Source organism: Lacticaseibacillus jixiensis, assembly GCF_042847315.1.
Taxonomy (GTDB): Bacteria; Bacillota; Bacilli; order Lactobacillales; family Lactobacillaceae; genus Lacticaseibacillus; species Lacticaseibacillus jixiensis.
In genome coordinates this window covers 1-25760 of record NZ_BAAFPR010000024.1, presented here as the reverse complement: position 1 = coordinate 25760, position 25760 = coordinate 1, and the positions used below count along the sequence as shown (strand labels likewise).

At 52.1% G+C, this 25760-nt stretch carries 25 protein-coding genes; 19 read left to right on the top strand and 6 right to left on the bottom strand.

The window, feature by feature from the left end:
* Positions 1–18: 18 nt before the first annotated feature.
* Genes ACGG90_RS12325 through ACGG90_RS12310 form a run of 4 tightly spaced genes read right to left on the bottom strand, consistent with a single transcriptional unit; the run spans position 19 to position 2614 of the window.
* Positions 19–795 (bottom strand): hypothetical protein, encoded by a 777-nt coding sequence (locus tag ACGG90_RS12325; RefSeq protein WP_390409828.1) that lies wholly within the window; start codon positions 793–795, stop codon positions 19–21.
* Positions 796–808: 13 nt separating this feature from the next.
* On the bottom strand, positions 809–1537 hold the full coding sequence (locus ACGG90_RS12320; protein WP_390409827.1) for a hypothetical protein: 729 nt from the start codon (positions 1535–1537) through the stop codon (positions 809–811).
* Positions 1534–2244, bottom strand: a complete 711-nt coding sequence (locus ACGG90_RS12315; RefSeq protein ID WP_390409825.1) for an ATP-binding cassette domain-containing protein — start codon at positions 2242–2244, stop codon at positions 1534–1536. Before ACGG90_RS12315 ends, ACGG90_RS12320 begins: the two co-directional genes overlap by 4 nt.
* Positions 2237–2614 carry a GntR family transcriptional regulator gene (locus ACGG90_RS12310; protein ID WP_390409823.1) on the bottom strand — a complete coding sequence of 126 codons (378 nt, stop codon included), beginning with the start codon at positions 2612–2614 and terminating at the stop codon, positions 2237–2239. Before ACGG90_RS12310 ends, ACGG90_RS12315 begins: the two co-directional genes overlap by 8 nt.
* Before the next feature lie 278 nt (positions 2615–2892).
* Between ACGG90_RS12310 and ACGG90_RS12305 the strand changes: the two genes are divergently transcribed.
* Together ACGG90_RS12305 and ACGG90_RS12300 are read left to right on the top strand one after the other, a co-directional pair.
* Complete coding sequence (locus ACGG90_RS12305; RefSeq protein ID WP_390409822.1) at positions 2893–3822, top strand: L-lactate dehydrogenase; 930 nt, start codon at positions 2893–2895, stop codon at positions 3820–3822.
* A gap of 110 nt (positions 3823–3932) precedes the next feature.
* The gene (locus tag ACGG90_RS12300) at positions 3933–5330 is read left to right on the top strand and encodes an MFS transporter (protein WP_390409820.1); all 1398 of its coding nucleotides are present in this window, start codon (positions 3933–3935) and stop codon (positions 5328–5330) included.
* A gap of 53 nt (positions 5331–5383) precedes the next feature.
* Here ACGG90_RS12300 and ACGG90_RS12295 read toward each other — a convergent pair whose 3' ends face one another.
* Positions 5384–6727 (bottom strand): MurT ligase domain-containing protein, encoded by a 1344-nt coding sequence (locus tag ACGG90_RS12295; protein WP_390409859.1) that lies wholly within the window; start codon positions 6725–6727, stop codon positions 5384–5386.
* Positions 6728–6911: 184 nt separating this feature from the next.
* On the opposite strand from ACGG90_RS12295, the gene ACGG90_RS12290 reads away from it, so the two are divergent.
* The 14 genes from ACGG90_RS12290 (at position 6912) to ACGG90_RS12225 (ending at position 20559) form a co-directional block, all read left to right on the top strand.
* Complete coding sequence (locus ACGG90_RS12290; protein ID WP_390409819.1) at positions 6912–7499, top strand: thymidine kinase; 588 nt, start codon at positions 6912–6914, stop codon at positions 7497–7499.
* Positions 7500–8013: 514 nt separating this feature from the next.
* Entirely contained in the window at positions 8014–9093 is a 1080-nt protein-coding gene (gene prfA, locus ACGG90_RS12285; RefSeq protein WP_390409817.1) for a peptide chain release factor 1, read from the top strand.
* On the top strand, positions 9086–9919 hold the full coding sequence (gene prmC / locus ACGG90_RS12280; RefSeq protein WP_390409816.1) for a peptide chain release factor N(5)-glutamine methyltransferase: 834 nt from the start codon (positions 9086–9088) through the stop codon (positions 9917–9919). Before prfA ends, prmC begins: the two co-directional genes overlap by 8 nt.
* A 23-nt stretch (positions 9920–9942) precedes the next feature.
* Complete coding sequence (locus ACGG90_RS12275) at positions 9943–10962, top strand: L-threonylcarbamoyladenylate synthase (protein WP_390409814.1); 1020 nt, start codon at positions 9943–9945, stop codon at positions 10960–10962.
* A 42-nt stretch (positions 10963–11004) separates the two neighbouring features.
* A complete protein-coding gene (gene glyA, locus ACGG90_RS12270; protein WP_390409812.1) occupies positions 11005–12237 on the top strand; it encodes a serine hydroxymethyltransferase in 1233 nt (410 codons plus the stop codon).
* 46 nt (positions 12238–12283) lie between these two features.
* Entirely contained in the window at positions 12284–12913 is a 630-nt protein-coding gene (gene upp, locus ACGG90_RS12265) for a uracil phosphoribosyltransferase (protein WP_390409810.1), read from the top strand.
* Positions 12914–13881: 968 nt separating this feature from the next.
* Positions 13882–14598 carry a F0F1 ATP synthase subunit A gene (gene atpB, locus ACGG90_RS12260; RefSeq protein WP_390409809.1) on the top strand — a complete coding sequence of 239 codons (717 nt, stop codon included), beginning with the start codon at positions 13882–13884 and terminating at the stop codon, positions 14596–14598.
* 16 nt (positions 14599–14614) lie between these two features.
* Entirely contained in the window at positions 14615–14827 is a 213-nt protein-coding gene (gene atpE, locus ACGG90_RS12255; protein ID WP_390409807.1) for a F0F1 ATP synthase subunit C, read from the top strand.
* Between the two features lie 94 nt (positions 14828–14921).
* Positions 14922–15413 (top strand): F0F1 ATP synthase subunit B, encoded by a 492-nt coding sequence (gene atpF, locus ACGG90_RS12250; protein ID WP_390409806.1) that lies wholly within the window; start codon positions 14922–14924, stop codon positions 15411–15413.
* Positions 15400–15945 (top strand): ATP synthase F1 subunit delta, encoded by a 546-nt coding sequence (atpH, locus tag ACGG90_RS12245; protein WP_390409804.1) that lies wholly within the window; start codon positions 15400–15402, stop codon positions 15943–15945. The genes atpF and atpH overlap by 14 nt, the downstream gene beginning before the upstream one ends.
* A gap of 23 nt (positions 15946–15968) precedes the next feature.
* On the top strand, positions 15969–17483 hold the full coding sequence (atpA, locus tag ACGG90_RS12240; protein WP_390409803.1) for a F0F1 ATP synthase subunit alpha: 1515 nt from the start codon (positions 15969–15971) through the stop codon (positions 17481–17483).
* An 11-nt stretch (positions 17484–17494) separates the two neighbouring features.
* Positions 17495–18415 (top strand): F0F1 ATP synthase subunit gamma, encoded by a 921-nt coding sequence (locus ACGG90_RS12235; RefSeq protein WP_390409802.1) that lies wholly within the window; start codon positions 17495–17497, stop codon positions 18413–18415.
* Positions 18416–18665: 250 nt separating this feature from the next.
* Positions 18666–20114 (top strand): F0F1 ATP synthase subunit beta, encoded by a 1449-nt coding sequence (atpD, locus tag ACGG90_RS12230; RefSeq protein WP_390409800.1) that lies wholly within the window; start codon positions 18666–18668, stop codon positions 20112–20114.
* A 13-nt stretch (positions 20115–20127) separates the two neighbouring features.
* Positions 20128–20559, top strand: a complete 432-nt coding sequence (locus ACGG90_RS12225; RefSeq protein ID WP_390409798.1) for a F0F1 ATP synthase subunit epsilon — start codon at positions 20128–20130, stop codon at positions 20557–20559.
* Positions 20560–20621: 62 nt separating this feature from the next.
* Here the strand turns inward: ACGG90_RS12225 and ACGG90_RS12220 are convergent, their stop codons facing one another.
* Positions 20622–21461, bottom strand: a complete 840-nt coding sequence (locus ACGG90_RS12220; protein WP_390409796.1) for a hypothetical protein — start codon at positions 21459–21461, stop codon at positions 20622–20624.
* A gap of 685 nt (positions 21462–22146) precedes the next feature.
* Between ACGG90_RS12220 and ACGG90_RS12215 the strand changes: the two genes are divergently transcribed.
* The 3 genes from ACGG90_RS12215 to ACGG90_RS12205 all read left to right on the top strand — a co-directional run bounded on the left by ACGG90_RS12215 (position 22147) and on the right by ACGG90_RS12205 (position 25556).
* Positions 22147–23694: a glycosyl hydrolase family 28 protein gene (locus ACGG90_RS12215; RefSeq protein WP_390409794.1), complete on the top strand. Its 1548-nt coding sequence runs from the start codon at positions 22147–22149 to the stop codon at positions 23692–23694.
* A 164-nt stretch (positions 23695–23858) separates the two neighbouring features.
* On the top strand, positions 23859–24104 hold the full coding sequence (locus tag ACGG90_RS12210) for a DUF1146 family protein (RefSeq protein WP_390409792.1): 246 nt from the start codon (positions 23859–23861) through the stop codon (positions 24102–24104).
* Positions 24105–24239: 135 nt separating this feature from the next.
* Positions 24240–25556, top strand: a complete 1317-nt coding sequence (locus tag ACGG90_RS12205; protein ID WP_390409790.1) for a Firmicu-CTERM sorting domain-containing protein — start codon at positions 24240–24242, stop codon at positions 25554–25556.
* The last annotated feature ends 204 nt before the right edge of the window (positions 25557–25760 follow it).

Genomic DNA, 25760 nt, shown 5'->3' with positions numbered 1-25760 from the left:
ACAGACATATTCTGCAAATCACTCAGCCAATTGCTGGCGGGTTTGGACATGATGATTCAACAAATACGTATTAATGGCGCCAAACACCACGTTCATCACCAGCATATAAACACAGCCATTCAGCATTTCCTGCACACTGTAAGCCACCTCGCTGTTGTGCCCAAAGGCAAAGCGCACCCCGTCACTTGAATGCGCAGGTAATAGCGTATGGGCGGCAAGGGATAAGTACTGCAGTGCGAAGATGATGAGCACAGCACACACCAGATAAACCATCCCTTGCAGCAACTTGTTGAAGCGGGTGGGCAAGGCGTTGCCAAAGCTTAGCGCAAGCAAGTGGATCAAGCTGATTGCCAACCACCCATAACAACACGCACTCAACAAGGTGATTAGGCCCAATAAACCAGTGGCCCAAGTGGCGTTAGTCGCAGTGATCGGCGAGCCGTTGACCCACGTCGCGGCCATAATCAACACCACTTGACCGATTATGAAATATCCCATTGCCAACACATTGCTTACGATCCCTGCACCAAGCAGTTGACTGCCGCCCACCGGCAGCAGGCGATAGGTGTTGCGCTGCCACATGCGTTCGTTAAACACGGCTAACACCACAAACAAACACAACCCGCTTAACACGCCGATCACGCCAGCCAGCCCGGCAACATCGCCAGCGGTATAACGATGGCTGAAGCCGCCCGCAATCAGCAATACTGCCACAAACCACACAAGCTCAAGACCCAGCGCATAAGTCACCGCGATCAGCCGCTGGCGGCTCAAATTTCTGATCAATTTCCACATCCGGATGTCCTCCTTAGGCGTATTCCACAGCGTGCGTCAGCAAATATTGGGCCAGCCAGGTCATCCCGCAAGTGATCACCAAGCTGATCGCCGACCACAGCCCAAGGGCCAAGCCACTCCCTGCTGGTAACAGACGGCTGTAAAATGTCGCGGCGGCTAAATGTGCCGTGACGGTGCCCAGCTGCTTTAATGGCCACACGCCTAACAGTTCCCAAGCGCCAACGCCGATTAAACACAATGCCACAGTTGACAGTGGCGCAAAGGTCCAGCGGTCCTTGATTGCCAGCAGCATCAACATAAATGCGTCGACCAAGCCAAACAACAAGGCGACAAACACCAATAGTCCCCACAGAAACAGCCAAAACTCGCTATCCGGAGACCAGTGCGCAAAATAGCCGATGGTCGCCCCAAGCGGCAGTTGTCCCGCTAATATCACCAGCCACATCGCGTAACTGGCTGTCAAGTTGCCGCCTAACAGCTTCTGGCTCGAAATTGGTAACAGTCCCCAAAACGGCTGCCACCAAAGCTTAATCGTGTCATAAAGCAGCCACGCCACGGCAATCGCCAAACAGCTACCTATCCAAATCGGCAGCACATTGCTGAACAAAACCCGCTGCCAATTGAGTTCAACCCAGTAGTGCCGCGCCAAGCCCAACGCGATGGCACCAAGATATTCGCCGATTAACAACAGCCATAAATCGCGCAGGCGTTGGCCAAAAAGCGTCTTAAATACTGGCCTCACAAGCCATCACCACCTTTAGTGAAGAAACTTTCGTAATAAGCTTCCAAGCTCATATTGCTGGTTTGGCGAATGTGGTCGGTGTCATCATCTGCGACGACCTGGCCGGCTTTGATGATCAACACGCGATCAATTAAGGCGGTGATGTCTTCCAGATGATGATCAGAAATCAACACCGTGGCCATTTCGGGCAAGAACTGCAACAAGCCGGCGGTGAGCTGCTTGCGCGTCATCGAATCGATGCCGTCAAAAGGCTCATCAAGCAAGTACACATTGGCTTGTTTGGCCAAGGTGAAAGCCAAGCGCGCTTTCTTCTGGTTGCCTTTAGAAAGCTGGGTGAGCTTGGCGTTTAGATCCAGGTCCAAAAACGCAGCCAGGTGCTGAAATTGGGCCAGGTCAAAACTAGGCAATAATTGCGCCGTGGTTTGGGCCAGTTTGCTCAAGCGCAGGTTAGTGGCGTCGTCAAACCAGGCAAAACTGGCAGACACCGCGGCTTTGCGCGCGATGAGGGTGCTTTGGCCGTTGACGGTGATGGTGCCGTCAAAGCGCGGCACGGCCCCAGCAATTACGCGCATCAGGCTGGTTTTGCCGACACCATTGGCCCCTAAGAGCCCAACAATGTGCCCAGCAGCCACGCTGAAGCTCATATCGTCTAAGATCAACTGGCGATTGCGGCGATAAGAGACGTTTTGTACAGTTAAATTATCCATGACGATCCTCCTGTTGGGCAGCAACATAAGCGCTAAACGCGGCTTGCATTTGGCTAGGGGTCAACTCCAAGGCGGCAAGGTGGTCGTATAACCAAGCCAACTGTGCTTGCACGACGTGATTTTTCAATTCGGCAAGCGTTGCTTGGTCTTTGGTGACGAAATTGCCGCGGCCGCGTTGGGGGATGATCACACCTTCTTGGATCAATTCGCTTAAAGCCCGTTGGACAGTGTTGACATTGACGGTTAAATCTACGGCCAATTGGCGTACCGCCGGCAGTTGCTCGCCAGGCAGCAGATGCTTGGTGATGATCTGCTCATAAAGATATTGTTTGATTTGGTAATAAATCGGAACGCGGTCCGAGAATTCCATGGCGGCCTCCTTATCGTATGAGTGTAATAGCTTACTAGCACACTATAGCACGAGCCGGTGGCGGCGCCAAGACAATTTTGTCATGCGCGCAGATTCAGATTTGTGTAAAACAGCCGAATTTGTTGTGATAGCGCTATTTTCACATAATAATGCAAATAAATTAAATAAATATTGATACAGTTTGCGATTTTGTGCGAGCAGAAATTGGCGTTAAAGCCCTGTGCCGGGGTATACTGAAGTTGTTGATTTAACGCTTACACAATTCAAGGAGGTTGCGTATGAAAACCGCAAATATTGTCTTGATCGGCGACGGCGCCATCGGGTCCAGCTATGCTTTCAACTTGTTGACTGCCGGCATCGGCGGCAGCCTAGGAATCATTGACGTCAATAAAGAGCGCGTGCAAGGGGATGTTGAAGATTTAGTCGACGCCTTGCCTTACACATCGCAGAAGAATATTTACGCTGCCAGTTATGAAGATTGCCAATACGCGGATTTGATCGTGATCACTGCCGGCGTGGCGCAAAAGCCTGGTGAAACTCGGCTGCAGCTGCTGCAAAAAAACGCCAGCATCATTAAATCCGTCACCAAAGAGATTATGGCCAACCACTTCAACGGCATCATTCTTGTGGCCTCTAATCCGGTGGATGTGCTGACTGAATTGGTATTGCGCTTAACTGGGTTGCCGAAGAATCACGTCTTAGGCTCGGGCACAGCGCTGGATTCTGCGCGCCTGCAGTCGGAAATCGGCCGCCGCTACAACGTGGATGTACGCGCGGTGCATGGCTATATCATGGGCGAACATGGCGATTCAGAATTCCCAGTCTGGGATTACACAACAATTGGCGGCCAGCCGATCCGCGATTTTGTCACTGGGCCGCGGGCCGAAAACGACTTTGAAGCCATTGGCGAACGGGTCAAAACTGCCGCGTATTCCATCATTCAAAAGAAAGGCGCGACTTTCTATGGCATCGCCGCTTCCTTGACGCGCTTGACGGCAGCCATATTAAACGACGATCACGCCGCCTTTGCGATGTCAGTGCATTTGGATGGGGAATACGGCTTAGAAGGGGTGTCGATTGGCGTGCCGGTGTTATTAGGCGGCGACGGTTTGGCGCGGATCTTGCAGCTGGACTTAAATGATGCAGACCAGAAGCGCTTGGAAGAATCAGCCCAAGTGCTCAAAGACAATTTGCAATCGGTGCTTTGAAATTTGCATGAAAACCAACTATGATGAAAAGGCGGCCACTTGGCCGCCTTTTCTAATGGACTTGGCAGAGTCAATAAACACTCCAATAATCAATGGAGGTTTACGCACTCTTGGATGAATCAGTAACGTTAAAACAAAAACTGGCGATCGTCAGCTGCGGCTTGTTGTCATTTACTGGGATCTTGGTGGAAACGTCAATGAATGTGACGTTTCCCACATTGATCAAGACCTTTGGCGTCAGCTTAGCCACGGTGCAATGGTTGACTACGGCATATTTGCTGTTGGTGACCATTGTGATGAGTACCACTGCGTATGTGTTAAAGCGCTTTGCCCCTAAGCGCGTGTTCTTGTTTGCCATTTGTTTGTGCACGTTAGGCGGCTTGATGTGTTTGATGGCGCCGAATTTCTGGGTGTTGTTAGGCGGGCGCCTGCTGCAAGCCGTGGCCACTGGGTTAAGCACCCCGTTGATGTATCAATTGATCTTTCGGCTGGTGCCAGAAGCCAAGCTTGGGATCTACGTGGGTTTTGCCAGTGTGATCGTGAGTTTGGCGCCGGCACTTGGGCCAACTTATGGCGGGGTGTTGACCAGTGCGTGGTCGTGGCGGGCGATTTTTGTCGGCATCATGCCGCTGATCGTCGTGGTAGCTGGCCTTGGCGCTTGGGCGATTCAAGGCCAAGCTCAAGGTGTGGGCCAGGCGCGCTTTGACTTTGGCGGCGTGACACTGTTGGCGGCAGTGTTTGCCAGTTTGTTGTTTACGTTTAACGCCGCCGGCCAGCATGGCTGGTTCAGTGGTGGGTTTGACCTTTGGGGATTGGGGTTTGTGATGTTGGCGTTAGGCTTGGTCGGCTATGCCCGCCACAGCAAGCGGCAGATCTTTGATTATCGCGTGTTGCACAATGCGATGCTGCAACTGCGCTTGGGGCAATATTTTGGCTTGCAGTTTATTAATATCGGCTTGTCTTTCGTGTTGCCGCTGGTGGCACAAACTGGGTTAGGCGCCGGCGCGTCGGCTGCTGGGCTGATGCTTTTGCCTGGAGCGCTGATTGGTGCGGCGATTGCACCAATTGCCGGCGGCGTTTATGATCGGCGCGGACCGCATGGGGTATTGTTGTTTTCTTCAGGCATGGCGCTGGTGGCCATGGGAGCCTTTTGGGCTTGCAGCGCGCACTTGTCAGTGGGGTTGATTGCTGGGTTATTTATCGTGTTGCGCTTTGGGTTTAATTCCGGCTTTGGCACGGCGATTTCAGATGCTTCCACGCAAGTTTCCAACCGGCAGAAGGCTGATCAAAATGCCTTGTTTTCGATGATGCAACAATATGCTGGTTCCTTGGGCACCGGCGTGATGGCGGCAATAATTGCCGTACAGCAATTGCATCAACCAGCCCAAGCGGCGACGTTAAGCGGGGCGCGGGTTGATTTTATCGTGTTGACCAGTCTTTCGGTGATCATTGCCGGTTGTGCCATTGCTGCCAAACACATCGCGGCACGTGCCGCAACTAACCGTTGATTTTAGACATATAGCAAAAGGCGCGGCCTCAGTGAGGTCGCGCCTTTTGCAAGCTAGAAGCCTTGTTTAATATAGCCGCTGTCGGCGAGTTTCTTGCGCAGCTGCAATACCGCAGTATATGTCGCCAGCAGGTAAATGTTCGTTTCCGGCATGGCTTTAACTGACGTGATCACATCTGACAAGTCGGGTTTTTGGATCAATTCCTTAACGCCTGCGACTTGCATGCGAAAGGCGATGTCTTTGTAGCGCTCACCGCCGACTAAATAAGTGGTTGGCTTGCCGCTTGCCACCAACGCTTCGAAGTCGCCATCCCAGATCCAACTGGTGTCGGTGCCATCAGCGTAATTGGCATTAAGCAGCACGCCTAAGCCAAAATGGCTGTTTTGCCGCGAAATCATGGCCAAGACTTCGTTTAAGCCCACTGGATTCTTGACTAAGATCAAGGTGACATTTTTATCGCCAATGGTGATTTCTTCTTGGCGGCCAAAGACTTTCTCGTCGTATTGGAAGGCCTGTTTAACTTGGGCTGGTGTGATGCCAAATTCAGCGCCTACGGTATAGGCGGCCAAGGCGTTATACACATTGTAAGTGCCGCCGATGCCTAAGGTGTAGGCGTGCCCATCAATGGCAAAAGCCGAATCCCCTGGCGTCAAGCGCGACACTTCTGTTACCGCATGGGTCAAAGCCGGGCGCTTGAAGCCGCAGTTGGGGCAAAAGAAGCTGCCTAAGTTGGAATAGGTGATGCCATGATAATGCAAGATGTGTTCACACACCGGGCACAACACGCCATCGGTATTCGGCGGGGCCACTTGATCGTCGTCGGCCGCTTCGCTTAAGGCAAAGCCATAGTAGCGCCAAGGATTAGGCAATTCGCGCGCCGAGAAAATCGGCGCGTCGCCGTTTGCGATCACCAGCGCTTGCGGGTGCATGCGAATGCCGGTGAGGATCTTTTCGTAAGTCGTGTAGAATTCGCCATAACGATCCATTTGATCGCGGAAAATGTTGGTCAACACATAGGCTTTCGGCGTGAGATACTTGGACACCGGCGCGACATTGGCTTCGTCGACTTCCAACACAGCCAAGCGGCGTTTGCCGTGTTTGCCTTTGGCCAAGAACGCGGTGATGATGCCTTGCATCATGTTAGAGCCGGTGGGGTTGGTTAAGACTTCTTGATATTGCTGGCGCAAGACTTTAGTGATCAAGTTGGTCGTCAACGTTTTGCCGTTGGTGCCAGTGACGATCACCACGTCATAGTCGCGACCTAACGCCTGTAACACATCAGGGTCGATGCGCGCGGCGATCTTGCCAGGCAAGGAGCTGCCGCCTTTCATGAAGGTGTGTAAGAACCAATAGCTGAAGCGGCCGGCTAGGATCGCCAGGCGACTTTTAAGCGTAATTGAATGGGCCAAAAGACGGTCTTCCTCTCGTAGTGAATGATGACGTTTCGTATAGTATTCTAGCATAATCGCGGCCAGATTGGCTGGTTTGCAGAGATTGTCGGGCAATGCTGGTGAAAGCTTTGAAAATTCGCTATAATTGACGAGGTATGTTTTCATCAAAGATTAGAAAGTAGGGATATGCTTGGCGCAGCTATTTTTCCGCTACGGTGCAATGAATTCAGGCAAGTCAGTCGAGATCCTTAAGGTCGCGCATAATTATGAAGAACAACACAAGCCCGTGATCATCTTGACTTCGGCTTTGGATAACCGCTCCGGCGTGGGGATAGTGGCGTCGCGCATTGGCATGCAGCGCCCGGCGCACCCGGTGCAAGCAGATACCAACTTGTTTGATTTGGTGCAGCAGCTCAATCCTAAGGCGTATTGCATCTTGATCGATGAGGCGCAGTTTCTCAAGCAGCACCATGTGTTTGAATGTGCGCGAATCGTCGATGAATTGCATATTCCGGTGATGGCGTTTGGCTTGAAGAATGATTTCAAGAACGAATTGTTCGAAGGCTCCAAGTACTTGTTGCTGTATGCTGACAAAATCGAAGAGATGAAAACCATTTGCTGGTTCTGTGCCAAAAAAGCGATCATGAACTTGCGCGTGCATGATGGCGCGCCGGTGTATGCCGGCGAGCAAATCCAAATCGGTGGCAACGAAATGTATTATCCTGTGTGCCGCCATCACTACTATTACCCACCTGAAGACTTGGCAACCAGAGCGTAGCAAAGCGCACTTAGCGGCTGATATAAGCTGGGATGACGCCAAGGCGGGTTGTGCCTTTGCGGCGTCACAGCTTATATCACTGCCGCGTTGCTTTGCGAAGCTCGACGATGAGCAAAGCGTACTTAGCGGCCGGATCGGTAAAGCTCCGCAACACAGGGGCAGCGCGATGGCGCAGGCGGTGCGGCCGGCTGCAACCGCGCTGAAAGGCGCGCGTTTTCCGCCTAAGTTCTGAGCCAGGCGCTCGCTTTGCTCGCTTGCCCGTCTCAGAACTTGCCGCGTGTGCTGTCGGGTAAGCCTCGCAAAGTACGCGAGGCTCACCTGACAGCACACGTTTCACGGCCTGACCATCGCGCTGCCCCTGCGCTGCTGCGCTTTACCGATCCTACTTGATTGGCATCAGGTTTGGCAGTAGTGCAACAAGCAACCGACACTTCTACAGGTCCAGACGATCTGCGACACCCCAACAACACAACTAAATAAGAAGCAATTCGTAAACACAAACATTGGAGGATCCATGGATAAGATTTTTGAACAATTAGACGGTTTACTCGACCGTTATGAAGAATTACAAGAGTTGATGAGCGATCCAGAAGTGATCGCTGACACCAGCCGTTACTTGAAGCTGTCTAAAGAAGAAGGCAGCATGCGTGAAGTGGTGGCGGCTTATAACAAGTACAAGCAAACCAAGTCAGATATCGACGAAGCCGAAGAAGTGCTGCGCGAATCTAAAGACGAAGAGTTAGAAGACTTGGCCAAAGAAGAGCTCAACGAATTGCGCCCGGAGCTGGAAGACTTGGAGCAGCAAATCAAGTTATTGATGCTGCCTAAAGACCCTAATGATGACAAGAACATCATCATGGAAATTCGCGGCGCTGCCGGCGGGGATGAAGCCAGCTTGTTTGCCGCAGATCTCTTGAGTATGTATATGAAATATGCCGAACGCCAAGGCTGGCAGTTGGAAATCATCGACGAAAACCCTACGGAAGTCGGCGGCTATAAAGAAGTGGCTGTGATGATCACTGGGGATTCCGTGTATTCCAAGCTCAAATATGAATCCGGTGCGCATCGGGTGCAGCGGGTGCCGGTGACGGAATCTGCTGGGCGGGTGCACACCAGTACTGCCACAGTTGGCGTGATGCCGGAATATGATGAAGTTGATTTGAAGCTTGATCCTAAAGATATCCGTACTGATGTGTACCGTTCCAGTGGTGCCGGTGGTCAGCATATCAACAAAACCAGTTCCGCGGTGCGCATGACCCATATCCCGACTGGTATTGTGGTGACGATGCAAGATCAGCGTTCCCAACAACAAAACCGGGTCAAGGCCATGCAGATCTTAACCAGCCGGGTTTATGATTACTATGAAAGTCAGAATGAATCCGAATATGCCGAGAAGCGCAAAACTGCTGTCGGCACAGGGGATCGTTCCGAACGGATCCGGACATACAATTATCCACAAAACCGGGTGACTGATCATCGCATCGGCTTAACGCTAAACAAGCTTGACCGGATCATGAACGGCGAACTCGGCGATATCATCGATGCGCTGATCGTTCAAGATCAAGCCAAGAAACTGGAGAGTATCGGTGAATAAGACTTATTCGGAGGCGCTCAATTGGGCGTCTTCTTTACTCGCACAACACGATATTGATCCAGACGCCGCGCGCTTTGTCTTGGAGTATCGCGCCAATTTCTCACCAACGCAGCTGCGCATGCATGGCCGTGATATCATGCCTGAAGCGCTGTGGGTGCAGTTTCAACAAGACGTGCCGCGCTTGTTGCAACACGTTCCGGCGCAATATATTGTGGGCTTGGCGCCATTTTTCGGGGCAGACTTTGTGGTGTCGCCTGCCGTGTTGATCCCCCGCTTTGAAACTGAGGAGTTAGTGGCATGGGCGGCAGCAGACAGTGCGCAAGCGGCGACATTGTTGGATATGGGCACAGGCTCTGGGATCATCGGCTTAACGCTAAAGCGCCAGCTGCCTAAGCTTGCCGTGACGATGGCGGATGTGTCAGCAGAAGCTTTGGCAGTTGCGCGCCAGAATGCTCAGCGGTTTGAGTTATCTGTCGACTTGGTGCAAAGTGATTTATTTGACCAGTTAGGCCAAGCTCGCTATGATCGAATCGTGGCCAACTTGCCTTATATCAGCCACGCCGAAGAAGCGGTGATGGATGAAAGTACGCTGGAGTATGAACCAAAGCTGGCGTTATTTGCCGAGCATGATGGCTTGGCGTTGTTTGAGCGCTTCTGTGCGGCTATGCCTGAGCACCTTAATGCTGGCGGGGCGGTGTATTTGGAGTTTGGCTATCACCAGCAACCGGCGCTTGCGGCATTATTTTCCCGCATGCTGCCGCAAGCTGCGGTGCAGTTTCGACAAGATCTTGCCGGCCACCCGCGGATGGTGCGGCTGCAATTCTAATGCAATGTGAAAGGATCACTAATATGGAAACTAAACGCTTTACTGAAGCCACGATTCCAGAAGCTGCCAAAGCTTTGCGAGCCGGGCAGTTGGTCGCTTTTCCCACTGAAACAGTTTATGGCTTAGGCGCTGATGCGACTAACGAAGCCGCCGCCAGAAGTGTCTACACCACCAAAGGCCGCCCCAGCGACAATCCGTTGATCGTGACAGTTGATGACCGTAAGATGGTCGCGCAATACGCTGATATCACACCAGCTGCCAGCAAGTTGATGGATCAATTCTGGCCAGGGCCGCTAACGATCATCTTAAACATTCACCCAGGCAGTTTGTCTAAAACCGTCACCGGCGGCTTAAGCACCGCAGCGTTTCGGATGCCGGAGAATAAATTGACTCGGGCTTTGATCCATGAAGCCGGCGTGCCGATCGTAGGGCCGTCTGCTAACAAGTCAGGCAAGCCAAGTCCGACCAAACCAGAACATGTGCTGCATGATTTTGATGGGGAAATCGCCGGGGTTTTAGACGATGGTGAAACTCAAGTCGGCGTTGAATCTACGGTGTTGGATCTGACGGTGACGCCACCGGCGATTTTGCGGCCAGGCGCGATCGGGCCCAAAGAATTGGCGCCTTTTGTCGGGGTCGTGGATTCGGAAATGCATCACGTTGGCGCCAACGAAACCCCCAAAGCCCCAGGAATGAAATACAAACATTATGCTCCAAGCGCGCAAGTGGTGATCGTCGATGATGTTACCCAATTTCCGCAAGCTTTAACTTGGGCGGCGCAACAAGGTCAAGCTTATGGCGTCATGGCCACTGATGCGGTGTTGGCCGATGTGCCGACCAGCATCCCGCAGTACAGCCTTGGTACCGGCATTAAGCAAGCCACCCATCACTTGTTTGATGGCTTGCGGTGGTTTGATTTGCATCCGACAGTGACCTTGGTGTTGGCGCAAGCCTTTCCAGCTGAAGGACTCGGTGCCGCTTACATGAACCGTCTATTAAAATCTGCTGGGAACGAACATTTTAACCCTGCAAATGTAAAATAGTTCTGGTATACTGTGAATACTTTCAGAAAGGGGAATTTTAGCTTGGACTATACAAACTACGATCCAGAAGTGTTTACCGCCATTCATGACGAGGAATTACGCCAGCAGCACAACATTGAATTGATCGCTTCAGAAAACATCGTCAGCCCGGCCGTTCGTGCGGCGCAAGGCTCAGTGTTGACCAATAAGTATTCCGAAGGCTACCCCGGCCACCGTTACTATGGTGGCAACCAGTATATTGATGTGGTGGAACAACTGGCTATTGACCGCGCCAAGCAGCTTTTCGGTGCCGAATATGCTAACGTTCAACCGCATTCCGGCTCCGGCGCCAACATGGCCGCTTATCGGGCGTTTCTTGAAGATGGCGATAAGGTGTTGGCCATGGATCTGACCGATGGCGGTCACTTGACGCACGGGGCTGCGGTGAGTTTCTCTGGCCAAACGTATCACTTCTACCATTATGGCTTGGATCCAGAAACCGGACGTTTGGATTATGACCAGATCCGCGCCATGGCCGAAGAGATCCATCCGAAGCTGATCGTGGCTGGCGCTTCGGCATACAGCCGCAAGATCGACTTCAGCAAGTTCCGCGATATTGCCGATCACATCGGCGCATTCTTAATGGTCGACATGGCCCACATCGCCGGGCTGGTTGCCGGCGGGGTGCACATGAACCCAGTGGCGTACGCTGATGTGGTGACCACTACCACTCACAAGACCTTGCGCGGCCCGCGCGGCGGGATGATCTTGGCCAAGGCGCAATATGGCAAGACCATCAACTCTGCGGTGTTCCCTGGCATCCAAGGCGGCCCGCTGGAGCATGTCATTGCCGCTAAAGCTGTGGCATTAGGCGAAGCACTGCGGCCGGAATTCAGCGATTACGCCAAACAAATCGTCAAGAACATGCAAGCGATGTGTGAAGCTTTTGCCGAAGATCCGCATTTGAAGATGATCTCTGGCGGCAGCGACAACCATATGGTGTTGTTAGATGTCACCGGTTATGGTGTGACCGGCCGCGATGTGCAAGATTTGTTGGATACAGTAGACATTACCTGCAACAAGAATCAGGTGCCAGGCGAGCAGAACGGCCCGTTCAAAACCTCTGGCGTGCGCATCGGCACTGCCGCGATTACCACGCGCGGTTTTAAGGAAGAAGATTGCCGTCAAGTAGGCAAATTGATCTCGGCGGCGATCGCCAATCGTGAGAATCAAGAAAAACTTGATGAGATTCGGCAATCAGCCCTTGCGCTAACCGCCAACTATCCCTTATCATAGATAAGGTTTTGCGCTGATGCGCTAAAATAGAAGGAGGACCTTTTGCATGGGCAAATTTACGGTTTTGAATCACCCGTTGATCCAACACAAGTTGACCTTGATCCGGGACAAGCACGCTGGGACTAAGGAGTTCCGTCAGATCGCCAACGAAATCGCCGAGCTGATGGTTTATGAGATCACCCGAGACTTACCGTTGGAAGACGTTGAAATCGAGACGCCAATGGGCAAAACGATTCAAAAAGAACTCTCAGGCAAGAAACTGGCCGTAGTACCGATTTTGCGTGCTGGGTTAGGCATGGTCGACGGGGTGCTGGAATTGATCCCAGCTGCCAAAGTCGGCCACATCGGCATGTATCGTGACGAGAAGACCTTGAAGCCGCACGAATACTTTGTCAAAATGCCAACTGATATCGATCAGCGTGATTTGATCATTGTTGATCCGATGCTGGCCACTGGCGGTTCTGCGAACATGGCCATCGAAGCGCTGAAGAAGCGCGGCGCCCAATCAATGCGCTTAGTCGTATTGGTGGCAGCGCCTGAAGGGGTCAAAGCTGTGCAAGAGGCTCATCCAGACGTTGACATTTATGCCGCCGCGCTTGATGATCACCTCAATGAGAATGGCTATATTGTGCCAGGTCTAGGCGATGCCGGTGACCGGTTATTCGGTACGAAGTAATTTCTGATAGCTGCTTTCCTATATTATAGGGAGGCAGCTTTTTGTAACCAAAGCGAAGCAGCCCGCACTTAGCGATGTGGATAAGGCGAGATGACGCAAAAGCGTTTTTTGCCTTGGCGGCGTCACGACTTATCCGCGATCGCGTTGGGCTGCACAGCTCGACGAGACCTCAGTCGTTAAGGCCCGGACAGGTATTGCTTCGTGTCGTGGGGCAAGCGTCGGCGCAGGCGGTGCGGCCGTCTGCAACCGCGCAGAGGGCGCGCGTTTTCCGACTAACGGCCTGACCGACGCTTGCCCCGCGGCACTCCGCAATACCTGTCCGACCTCATGAAAGCAGGCAACATAGGTTTAGATCAATACCTCAATTGACGAAATGTCGAAGCTGATAGGGCTTTGGCGGAAATGGCAAACGGGGGCAGCTGAGGCGGACGCCATTTGGCCGTAGTCCCAGCTGCCTCCGTTTGCCATTGCCGGTCCGCACCAGGTGTCTTTGTGCTGAGTGAATACAGACAATCTCAATCGCTGCTTGTCGCTTGTCCGGGTCAGTTGAACCAGAAGCCAAGACGTTAGGCACAGAACTACAGACGAAATGGAACAGATGAAAGCAGGGGTATCACCTTGTGCCGAAAATGGAATGAAACCGAATTCTAAACCCGCCTTGCGTGAGGTTGGCAGAATGAAAGCCCCGCCAAGTTTGCACATGTGCCGCAACGGCGCGGTTGAGTTGAATTTGCGAATTTGCAGCCGAACTGAAGGTAATGTGAAAATAACTTTGAAAAATGGGCGGTCCGACCAGTAAAAAACTCACACGAGGCTTTGTCTTTTGCGGCGTTTGGTGATAGAGTAATGGTTGTGTTTTAAAGGATATGTATCCAAGTATCCATGATTTTAGAAACAATGCTGATCCGCGCTGCCAAAATTGTTGACGACACGTAGACCGTATTGCTTCGGTTAAGGAGGTGAATTCTGTGAACGAAAGTTATCCCTATGTCAAATTGTTTGGGCTAACGTTTAATCTGACGAATGACATCGGCATTCTGGTTACTGCAGTGCTGACATTCTTGTTGGTGTTTTGGTTATCCCGCAAGCCGCAACTGCGACCGGTTGGAAAACAGAACGTCTTAGAATGGGTCATTGATTTCACAAACGGAATCGTGAAACAGCAGATGCCGGGACGTGAAGGCAATCGATTTGGATTGCTGGCTTTTGTCTTATTCTTGTTTGTCTTCATCAACAACCAAATTGGGTTGTTCTTGCAATACGATGCAGGAGGCAAGACATGGTTCCGTTCCCCAACTGCTGATCCAGTCGTCACGATGAGCTTGGCGATGCTGGTGTTGGTCATGTCTCATTACTTTGGCGTTGTGTTCAAGGGCTTTAAAGGTTACCTTAAGGGATACATTTCGCCGGTACCGTTCTTGTTACCGATCAACATCATCGAAGAGTTTACCAACTTCGTGACGTTGTCCATGCGTCTTTACGGGAACATCTTTGCCGGCGAAGTGCTGGTACTATTGATCCGCCAGTTCGCGTTCTCAGGAATGGGTGGTCCAACGAGCTTCATTGTGGGCTTTTTGCTGGAAATGGTCTGGCAAGGGTTCTCAGTTTTCATTGGGTCAATCCAAGCATACATTTTTGTCACCCTTGCGATGGTTTATACATCACACAAGGTCGTTTCTGAATAATAGGAGGAAGAAGAATATGCAATATATCGCCGCAGCTATCGCAGCCGGTTTCGCCGCGCTTGCCGCTTCTTATGGTAACGGTCAAGTTATTTCCAAGACCCTTGAAGGGATGGCCCGCCAGCCTGAAGCTTCTGGTCAATTGCGTTCCACGATGTTTATCGGTGTTGGTTTGATCGAAGCCGTCCCGATCCTTTCCATCGTTGTTGCTTTCATGTTGATGACCAAGTAATACAAAGCACAGAGCAGAGCAAGGCGAATTTAGGGCTGACTTACACGCAAGCCCGCTGCTTTGCGCTGCTCGACTGGAAGGGAGTGGCTAAATCATGGCTTCATTAGGTGATATGCTGTTTCTGCTGGTCACTTTCATTTGTTTGATCGCGCTTGTCGCAAAGTTCGCATGGAAGCCTGTCACCAAGATGATGAGCGAACGCGCAACGAAGATCAACAATGATTTAGACTACGCCGAAAACGCGCGCACTGAAGCCCAGGCGCTGGCTGAAAAGCGCCAAGCCGAGCTCAAAAACTCCCAAGCCGATGCCGTTAAAATCGTGTCTACCGCGAAGGAAAACGGTGAAAAGCAACGTCAATCCATTGTGGATGCTGCCAACCAAGAGGTGACAACGCTGAAGCAAAACGCCCAACAAGATATCGCGCAACAGCGCAAAGATGCCTTGAACAGCGCTAAAGATGATGTTGCCGAACTCTCACTGGCAATTGCCAGCAAGATCATCGGCAAGGAACTGGATGCGGACGATCAACAATCCTTGATCGACAGCTACATCAAAGGCTTAGGTGATGCCAATGGCACTCACTAATGCTGTTGTAGCACCGCGTTATGCCCGCGCCTTGTTTGAAGCAGCACAAGATTCCGCCGCTTTAGCAAGCGTCGCAGAAGAGCTCGCCGCAATGAATGAAATCATTGCGCAAAACCCAACCCTGTTGGAAACGTTAAGTGCCAAGACCGTGGCGATCAAAGACAAGCAACACCTGCTGGACACCTTGAAATCCGAGGCTTCCAGTTTAGTTGCCAACTTGTTACAGGTTACTTTTGAGTATGGGCGCATTGCTGCTTTGCCTGCAATTATTGCAGATTATCAGCAGCGCTACGCTGATGCCATCGGCCAATTAGACGCAACAGTGACAACTGCCGTGCCGTTAACTGACGCACAACAACAGGCGTTAAGCCAAGCAATCGCCAAGCGTTTTGCCGCCAAGCAAGTCCGGCTGGATCCGCAAGTGGATCCGACGGTCATTGGCGGGGTCTTAGTGCAGACGCGCCAAGTCGTCGTTGACGGTACGGTGCAGACGCGCATGACCAAATTACGCCGCGCATTGTTAGCGAAATAGTAGAAGTTAAAGAGGTGAACCGGATGAGCATCAAGACTGAGGAAATCAGTTCTCTGATCAAAAAACAACTTGAAAACTATCAAGATGACCTCGATGTTGAAGAAGTCGGCACCGTCACCTACGTTGGTGATGGGATCGCCCGTGCGACCGGCCTCGAAAACGCGATGGCTAGTGAATTATTGCAATTTAGCAACGGCTCATACGGGATGGCCCAAAACCTGGAAAGTAATGATGTTGGTATCATTATTCTCGGGAATTTTGATGACATTCACGAAGGCGACCAAGTTAAGCGTACCGGCCGCATCATGGAAGTCCCTGTTGGCGAAGCGATGATCGGTCGCGTTGTCAACTCGTTGGGTCAACCAGTTGATGGCCAAGGTCCTATTGCAACCACGAAGACTCGCCCTATCGAAGTCAAGGCACCAGGTGTTATGCAGCGTCAGTCTGTTACTGAACCGTTGCAAACCGGCTTGAAGGCGATCGACGCCTTAGTCCCGATCGGTCGTGGTCAGCGTGAGTTGATCATCGGCGATCGTAAGACTGGTAAAACGTCGATTGCCATCGACACCATTATCAACCAGAAAGATCAAGATATGATCTGTGTGTACGTGGCCATTGGCCAGAAGGACTCAACGGTCCGCACACAAGTTGAAACCTTGAAGAAGTATGGTGCAATGGATTACACCATTGTGTTGACTGCGGGTCCTTCTGAACCTGCGCCAATGCTTTACATCGCCCCTTATGCCGGCGCTGCGATGGGTGAAGAGTTCATGTATAACGGCAAGCATGTCCTGATCGTTTATGATGATCTGACCAAGCAAGCGACTGCTTATCGTGAATTATCCCTGTTGCTGCGGCGTGCACCAGGTCGTGAAGCCTATCCTGGGGACATTTTCTACACGCATTCCCGTTTGTTGGAACGTGCGGCGAAATTGTCTGATGAATTAGGCGGCGGGTCCATGACGGCTTTGCCGATCATCGAAACGCAAGCTGGGGATATCTCCGCTTACATCCCGACCAACGTCATCTCTATCACCGATGGGCAGATCTTCTTACAAAGTGATCTGTTCTATTCTGGGACGCGTCCGGCCATTGATGCCGGGTCTTCCGTTTCCCGTGTTGGTGGTGATGCGCAGATCAAGGCGATGAAGAAGGTTGCTGGGACGTTGCGTTTGGACCTTGCGTCCTTCCGTGAACTTGAAGCCTTCACGCAATTCGGTTCTGACTTGGATGCCCAAACGCAAGCCAAGTTGAACCGTGGCCGGCGGACGGTTGAAGTCCTTAAGCAGCCTGTGCACAAGCCAATGCCTGTGCAATACCAAGTCGCTTCCTTGTATGCCTTGACCCATGGCTATCTTGATGCCGTGGCGATCGATGACATTGCAAGCTTTGAAGCCGGCTTAGCCGACTACTTAGACTCCAACGACGCCGACGACCTGAATACCATTAAGACCACCGGCAAGCTGCCTGAAGGCGATTCTTTCGATGATGCCATCAAGGCCTTCGCCAATGGGTTCACTGCCAGCACCGAGAAATAAGGAGGTGCCACATGGCTGAATCATTAATGGATATCAAGCGTCAAATCGCTTCGACGAAGAAAACTGGCCAGATCACGCAAGCCATGCAAATGGTTTCCGGGGCCAAGCTTTCACAAATCGAAAAACGCGCCGGCAACTACCAGGTATATGCCACTAAAGTTCGCGAAATCGTGACGCACTTAGCTGCGGCTCAATTGTTGCAGATCGAAGCGATGCAATCTAGTGGTAAAACCGACAACAAGCAAGGCTTCAAAGTGGCCAGCTTGTTGCAAGAACGTGAAGTCAAGAAAACCGGCTACCTCGTGATCACCTCTGATCGCGGGTTGGTGGGGGCTTACAACTCCACGATCTTGAAGGCCATGATGCAAATGATCCAAGACGACCACAAGTCGCCTGACGAATATTGTATCTTAGCTGTCGGCGGTACCGGGGCTGACTTCTTCAAGGCCCGCGGCGTCGATCTCGCTTATGAATATCGTGGTGTTTCTGACATTCCGACGTTCAATGAAGTTCGTGAGATCGTCAAGACGGCGGTTACGATGTTTGATTCTGGTGTGTTCGACGAGCTTTATGTTTGCTACAACCACCATGTCAACTCCTTGACCAGCGCCTTTCGTGCCGAGAAGATGCTGCCGATTTCAGATCTTGACGTTTCTGAAGTGGCAGACAAGCATATCGATTATTTGACTGAACCAGATCCAGACGCTGTGCTTGAGGCTATTCTGCCGCAGTACGCAGAAAGTTTGATCTTCGGTTCGATCATGGATGCCAAAACGGCGGAACATGCCGCTTCGACGACTGCGATGAAGTCTGCCACTGATAACGCCAATGACCTGATTTCGCGCTTGTCAGTCACATATAACCGTGCGCGTCAAGCCGCCATCACCACCGAGATTACCGAAATCGTCGGTGGTGCCAACGCGCTGGAATAAAACCAGAGCGTTGGGCTGCGCAGCTCGAGGAAACCAGAGCGGAGCAAAGTGGTTTTAGCGGTTGATATAAGATGGGATGACGCATGGGCGGTCCTTGCCCTGGCGGCGTCACAGCTTATATCACGCCGCGTCGCTTTGCGCAGCTCGACGATAAACCCAGAGCTGCAGCTCGACGCTGCGTTTGCACATGGCGCAATCAAGAACACAACGAGCATAAGCTCGAATCTACACAACAGGGAGGACGATTTCATTGAGTAATAGTACTGGTAAAATCGTGCAAGTGATCGGCCCTGTTGTCGACGTTGAATTCCCAAGCGACAGTGAAACTCCTGCAATCAACAACGCTTTAACTGTTCAGAACTCCGACAAGCAATTAGTGCTTGAAGTTTCTTTGCAGTTAGGCGATGGCGTATTGCGGACCGTTGCGATGGACTCTACTGATGGTTTGCAACGCGGGATGGTCGTCACCGATACTGGTGGCCCTATCTCCGTGCCTGTTGGTAAAGACACGCTCGGCCGAGTGTTTAATGTCTTGGGTGATACGATCGATAACGGTCCGGAATTTCCGGCTGATCACCGACGCGACCCTATCCACAGAGAATCTCCAGCTTTTGAAGACCTCAGCACCACAAGTGAGATCCTGGAAACTGGGATCAAAGTCATCGACTTGCTTGAACCTTACCTTCGTGGGGGGAAAGTTGGGTTGTTCGGTGGTGCCGGTGTCGGCAAAACCGTTTTGATTCAGGAATTGATCCATAACATCGCCGAAGAACACGGCGGCATTTCAGTATTTACTGGTGTCGGCGAACGGACCCGTGAAGGGAACGACTTGTATTTTGAAATGCAAGGTTCTGGCGTGTTAAAGAACACGGCCATGGTGTTTGGTCAGATGAACGAGCCGCCTGGTGCCCGGATGCGTGTGGCGCTGACTGGTTTGACGATTGCGGAATACTTCCGTGACGTCGAAGGTCAAGATGTGCTGTTGTTTATCGACAACATTTTCCGCTTCACGCAGGCTGGTTCTGAAGTTTCTGCCTTGCTGGGCCGGATTCCTTCTGCCGTTGGTTATCAGCCAACGCTGGCTACTGAAATGGGTCAGTTGCAGGAACGGATCACGTCGACCAAGAAGGGCTCTGTTACTTCCATCCAAGCCATTTACGTGCCTGCCGATGACTACACCGACCCGGCGCCTGCCACGACTTTCGCCCATTTGGATGCCACCACTAACTTGGAACGCCGCTTGACGCAACAAGGGATCTACCCAGCCGTTGATCCGCTGGAATCCACTTCTAGTGCCCTATCGCCTGAAATTGTCGGCCAAGAACACTATGATGTGGCCATGAAAGTCCAACAGGTCCTGCAACGTTATAAGGAACTGCAAGACATCATTTCCATCTTAGGGATGGACGAGTTGTCTGATGATGAGAAGATCACCGTTGCCCGTGCGCGTCGGATCCAGAACTTCTTGTCACAATCCTTCTCTGTTGCCGAACGCTTCACTGGCTTGCCAGGGAAGTACGTGCCAGTTGAAGAAACCGTCAAGGACTTCAAGATGATCTTGGATGGTAAGTTTGACGATTACCCAGAAGAAGCCTTCCGTTTGGTTGGCGGCATCGATGACGTAATCGAAAAGGCGAAGAAGCTGGGCTATACCCCGGCTGAAACGGCATCTGACGATTTGCAAGCTGCAGCAAACTAAGGAGGGGTAGCTTATGGCTGAACTTTCCAACGTTGTTACAGTAAACATCGTCACGCCTAATGGGTTGGTTTATGATCACCATGCCGACATGGTCGTTGTTAAAACGATCGCAGGCGAACTGGGAATCATGGCCAACCACGAACCGATCGTTGCGCCACTAGTGATCGGCGAAGTACGGGTGCGCCGAACCGATAACCCGGGTCACGAAGACGTGATCGCGGTTAACGGCGGCTTCATGGAAATGAGCGATAATGTCGCTTCCATCGTGGCCGATTCCGCCGAACGTGAACGCGACATCGACTTGACCCGGGCCCAAGCGGCGCGTGATCGGGCCGAACGCCGCATCGAAGACGCGAAGTCTCACGCTGATGCCGACGAGTTGCAGCGCGCCCAAGTGGCCTTGCAGCGTGCCATCAACCGGATCCACGTCAAGACCGGCAAGTAGCCTTGCCCAGTCCAAAACGCTCTCAATTAAGTTTGAGGGCGTTTTTGCGTGGCGTTGGCAGTTTAGTTAAAATACTCGACATTCAATTGGCGCTGCCACTGGGCCAGCTCGGCGTCGCTTAGCGGGGTGGTTTTGCCAGACAAGGGCAAGTGGTTAGCTTGCGCATATTGATAATCCAACATGATCTCACGCGCCTGTTGTTGCAGGTATGCCGGCTTGCGCGACTGCGTAACATCCACGGCGTCGCGGGCGCGTTGCGGCCGTGCATAATCTGAATTGGTCAGCACATGTAGGCGCGGCTTGGCAATCAGCAACAACGGAATGGCTCGGCCCATCAATGCCGCTTGGGTTTGTGCGTTAAATTTGCGCTGGTGGGCTTGCATCGCTGTCAAGCGCCGATCAGCCAGTTCACTATAAGGCCCCGCCAGATCGCGGACTTTGCGCTGATAATCGGCCAATTGCAGCGAGCCTTCAGGCCAGTTGGCGGTGATATTGGCCAACTTCTTGTGGAACTTATCGGCACCGGCAAACCGTGCGACATCGTGGGCAAACCAAGTCGCTTGCAACTGCAAGAGCTTGGCCCGATTGGCTTTAAGCAGGTGTTGGACAGCTTTAGCGTCTTGGGCATGCGGAATCACCAGCACTTCTTGCAAGTCGCCTTGCACCGTGATGGTATTGGCATAGCGAATCGGCTGATTGGCGTTCACCAGCTTCGGGGTGATCGCCACAGCCACGGTTTCCATCGGTGGTTTTGTGGTGCGATGGCGACCGACTTTCATTGCGTACACGCGGATGAACAACACTTCAAGCGTTGACACTGTTGCAAAACGGTCAATGACCAGCAAGGTTTTGGGCCGGTCAACGATGCCTTGAAGCAGTAGTTTGGGGGACTTTTTTGCCATAGAATTTTCCTCCTTTTCCTTTGTCTTGATTATACGAGGCAAAGCGGGATTACACGAATTTCTGTGCTTTGTAAATGTTTGGTAAATTGGCGATGAAGCGCTTGCATTAAATGCACGGGTATGGTATCTTAACATTGCGGATGTGAAGGTGCGGAGACTCGCGAAGGCCAAGCTTGTCTGAACCCCAAACCTTAAACGGAGCCGATCTGGTAACAAGCGCTGAGCTTGTTGCGGCTCCGCTCGTCCAGAGCGTCAAGCGCGCTGTCGCGATGAAGCCTGTGTCCATAACAACCCCAGGCAAACCCAGGACGTAAGCAGATCCTTGGCAGCTGGCATTAGCTGCTGAGTACTTAATTGAATACGATGGCAGGCAATAGCAAGCATAGCCTGCCGCACGAATACACGATGGTGGGTAGGCCGATCGTGTGTTTGCACATGTCCAAGATAACAGTGGCAGTCAAGCGCAAGGCGTTTGACTGCCATTTATTTTGCCAACAAACTTGAGTTGAGCAGGTTCTGTAATTGCGTCATAATTCGATTGTGGCATAATGGTGCTGATGCAAACGCTTCATGGACGGGTCGCCCATGAAGCGTGCATGTGCTATGATTGGCGGCTGAGGGTGTTAATTACCAGTTGCTAATCGATAGGGAAACGATTTGGCAGAATATTTGGAGGCAGACTGAGATGGCAGAATTTACCGGTTTAAGGATCGCCCCGGCGACGCTTGCGCCAACGACGGTGACATTGGTGTGGGACAAGGTACCACAAGCACAAGGTTACGCGGTATTTGGCGGACCAATCGCACCTGTGATGCGCAAGGCGCGCCAAACCCATGTCACCTTGGTGGGGCTTTTGCCGCATCACGAATACCGTATCGGCGTGCGCGCCATTGGTGCTGGCGTCAACGCAGAAATCAACTTCATCACGCCGCTGGCGCAAACGGTGATCGATGTGCTAAAGCCGCCATATTCAGTCGATCCCACTGGCCAAACAAAGGCGACTCAAGCCTTACAACAAGCCATCGATGATGCCCAACCTGGCGATTGTGTGTGGCTGCCAAAAGGGGCCGCGGTGTTAAGCGGGGCGCTTTATTTGCACAGCGATATGACGCTGCAAGTCGACGGGGTACTGCAAGGTACCAGTGATCCTGATGATTATCTGCAACCTGCTGCGGCTGGCGACGATCCTTATGCCGGGTTGATCCAATCGCGATATGAAGGTTGGGAGATGAAGTGCTTTGCCAGTTTGATCAACGCTGGGGTGATCGATACTGGCGACCGCTCGCGCGTGGCGTGCCACGATTTGCGCATCGTCGGTTCCGGGACGATCCGCGGCGGCGGTACGGCCTTAGGCGACGCCCAACGCGAGCGTTACTCAGACGTCAGCCGGTATCCACAGTATTTGTCTGACGGCCGGCCAGGGCGGCGGGTGCGCGGGCGTTTGATCAACTTGTCGCAGTGTCACAACGTGGAACTGGCAGGTTTGACGATTGCCGATCCGCCGGCTTGGACCATTCACATGATCTATTGTGACACAATCACGTCTCACGGTTTGCATATCCAATCACGCGGTGTGGACAATGGTGACGGCTGGGATCCGGATTCCAGCCGCCATTGTATGATTTTTGACACGACTTTTGACACCGGGGATGATTGCATCGCGATTAAGTCTGGCAAGAATCCGGAAGGGGCCAGCTTAGCGATTCCAACCGTGGGTGTGCAGGTGTTTGATTTGGATATCTTAGGCGGTCATGGCCTGGCAATCGGCTCGGAGCAATCCGGCGGTGTGCAAGACGTGCTGATCCGCGATTGCACCGTGCATCACACCAAACTCGGCGTGCAGCTTAAGGCGCACAAGGACCGCGGCGGTTACATCAAGCAGGTGCTGGTGCAAGATTGTGATTTGGATTCTTTCACGGTGCAAAGTGTTGATTACAATGCTGATGGCGAGCCGGCACCAACCCGGCCGGAAATCCGCGATATTACCGTGATCGATACCAAGATCGGCGGCAGACAGCCGGCGGTGAAGCTGGTGGGCTTTGATGACCCGGCGCATTATCTCAAAAACATCCGCCTGGCGAATTTAGTTGTCGATGGCGGCGACGCCAAGGCGATCGAAATGGCGTGCGTGGATGGGGTCGAATTGACCAACGTGATGACGCCAGCCGGCCACACGCCAAGTATCGATCAAGACCCGGCCACGGTATTGAATGTCAAACTAAACGAAGAATAATTCTGCAACACCAGTGGCAAACGGTGCTGGGCCATGATCGATCGTGGCTCAGCGCTTTTTTGTGTGCGTGACACCAGCCGGTTGCTGCGGTGGCTTGGGGTGCGGCATGGTATACTGAGGCATGTCGTTTGTTTCACAGAGTAGAACCGTTTTGGGAGGTCAATATGTACACATCGATGGGTTTATCATCATTGTTAACGCTGTTGTCGCACTTGTTATTCATCGCCATCAGCTTCCGCTTGCTGACGGCGGTGCGCTTTGACAAGTTCTTGCGACCCAATCACGTCGGCGAAAGCCGGTTGTTGCTGCTGTTTATTGCCATTGCGTTAGGGTATTTGGTATCGAGTTTCTTCCTATCAGCGTTGGAGGCGTCGCGCACGCTGCCATACTTGCTGCGCAGCAATCTTTAATAAAAAGTCTAGACTTTACACGGATAACGATTGAAAGTTGGTTAAGATCAATATATAATAAAAATAATATTAAAAACTTTAACCGATGATTTTGGACAAACAGGCGCACACTTTGAGCGTTGGTGAGGAATCGATATGAAATTGCATCATTTATTGTTAGCGGCAGCGGCACTGGCCATAGGGGCGGTTTTTGCTTTTCCGCAGCATGCGACTCAAGCCGCGACAAGTGTCACCATTGATGGTCAATATGGCGACTGGGCCCAATACCCGGCTGCTAAAGTCGGCTATTCTGAAGACGCCATGAATTTGGTGAAGATTGCTGCTGATACGCAGCATATCGATATCTATATTCAAGCGCATGGTAATCAGCGCAATAATGCCATTCCAAATTGGCAGTACACATTGCAAGTGGGCAACCACACCTACTACCAGATCAACTTAGGTAATGGTGACACGATTGCGCAAGGCTCAGCCACCGTTTACAGTGCCCAGACCCCAGTCGGTACCGCGCAAATCACCCGCAGCAAAGCTGATGGTAACTATAAAACCGATTACTCCACTGTTGAGATGCAGCTGGACTTAAGCAAGCTCGGCGCCAGCGATACGAAAGTCGGGGATGCAATCAGTTTCAACCTTGGCAGTGCCGGCTTAGGTGGTCAACTCGTCAAAACCACGGTGGGCAGCACTGGTGCCAATACCGATACCAATGCCGCCAGTACCAGCAGCGCTGCCAGCGCTAGTTCCAGTGCCAGCTCGAGTTCAAGCACCAGTTCCAGTTCCAACGTTTCCAGCAATGGGGTTGTGACCGACAAAGGCGATGCCGATCCACACGGCGGCGATCAGAATCACAACAATGACAACTTAGGCTTGAGCATCGACGGTGAATTCGCCGATTGGCAAGACATTCAAAAAACTGTCCTGTCAGGCAACAAGAATCAAATGGCCATGGTCACCCAAGGCGATGACGTTTATGTTTACGTCAAGATGAATCCCAATATGCCAATGCCTGGTTATGGCGATTACAACTTCACCATCGGCGGCCAGCATGTGTTTGTTTGGTCGAATAATATGCCGCAACAATCGCAATTGACCACAGGCGGTGCCGCTCAAGCTGTCACCTTTTACGGTGGCAAATGGAACGAAGGCAACCAATACGGCACCGTGGGCACTGGTTATGTGCGCCAATACGACGGTGGCGCCGGTGCTTATGATGTGATGGAGTTTAAGGTCAGCCTGAAGGCCTTTAATTTGTCCAATACCACCAGTCAAACCATCACCATGGAGAACCCTAACGTTGGCGGTGGCGCGGTGACGGCTGCCGGCGGCTCGACTGGGCCGGTGGTATTGGCTTCAGTAGGCGTTTTGATTGCCGGGTTTGGTTATTACAAGCTGCGCCGCTTCAAGAAGACGCCGCTTGCTGCCAAACAATCAACTGTGCATAAGGATCTGTGATGTATGGGCCTGGATTATTCACCTCGGTATTGGGGACATGAAATCGCATCTGGCCGGTCTGAAAGCAACGTTTGGATCGTTGCGAATACTGACTGAGCGGAGAAGTTGGTGATCGATGCACCACGAACAGACCGACCCAGTTTTCGGCTCGACGCACGACCTATTCAGTTATTCAGTTCAGGTCGCCAACTGATGGACTTCGTC